The organism is Magnetospirillum sp. SS-4 (genome assembly GCF_902729425.1).
In the GTDB taxonomy this organism is placed as follows: Bacteria; Pseudomonadota; Alphaproteobacteria; order Rhodospirillales; family Magnetospirillaceae; genus Phaeospirillum.
In genome coordinates, this window is sequence record NZ_CACVCH010000133.1 from 1 (window position 1) to 1,028 (window position 1,028).

Sequence of the window (1,028 nt, forward strand, 5' to 3'; positions counted from 1 at the left end):
TGCTCTACCAGTCATGCTGGACGCCGGAGCAGCGCTTCGCCGAGCACCGCGCCTTCGAGGCCCGGCACGCCGCGCCGCATTATCCGCAAGCCGTGGCCTTCGCCAATCCGCCCGATCCCGGCCGCCGCCTGCGCATCGGCTACCTGTCATCGGATTTCCACCGCCATCCGGTCGGACGCAACCTGCTGCCGCTGGTCGAGGCCCACGACCGCGACAGGGTCGAACTGGCCTTCTACGCCCATGTCGCCACACCCGACCCCGTCACCGCCCGCTTCCAGGCCGCCGCCGACCTGTGGCGGCCGGTGTTCGGCCAGAGCGACGCCGAGGTCGCCGCGATGATCCGCGCCGATCAGGTCGACGTCCTGGTGGTGCTGGCCGCCCGCTTCGACGCCAACCGCCCCATCGTCGCCGCTTATCGGCCGGCCCCGGTCCAGATCAGCCTGCACGACGCCGCCACCAGCGGTCTGTCGGTGATCGACGCCATCATCACCGACCGGGTCATGACGCCCCGCCGCGGAACAGAACTGTTCGCCGAACGGCCGATCCGCCTGCCCAGCTTCTACCTCCACGCCCCCATGGCGGAAGCGCCGCCGGTGGCGCCGCCGCCCATGCGCCGCAACGGCCATACCACCTTCGGCAGCTTCAACAATCCCGCCAAGCTGTCCGACGCAACCCTGGCCCTGTGGGCCGAGGTGCTGCGCGCCGTCCCAAGATCGCGCCTGCGCCTCAAGTACAAGACCTGGTTCGCCACCCCCAGCCTCGCCCGGCGGGTGCTGGACATCATGGCCGGACACGGCATCGCCGCCGACCGCGTCGACCTGTCGGCCGAGGGCGGCGACACCGCCACCCACCTCTCCCATTACGACGCCGTCGACATCGCCCTCGACCCCTTCCCGTTCACCGGCTCCACCACCACCTTCGAGGCGCTGTGGATGGGCGTCCCGGTGGTCACCCTGCCCGGCGACACCATGGTCAGCCGCTGGAGCGCCTCCATGCTGACCGCCATCGGCCTCTCCGGCCTCGTCGCC

1 pseudogene is annotated in these 1,028 nt (G+C 71.1%); it reads left to right on the forward strand.

Going from position 1 to position 1,028, the window contains the following annotated elements:
* Positions 1–1,028, forward strand: a pseudogene (locus MTBSS4_RS18760) (hypothetical protein); the annotation flags it as partial.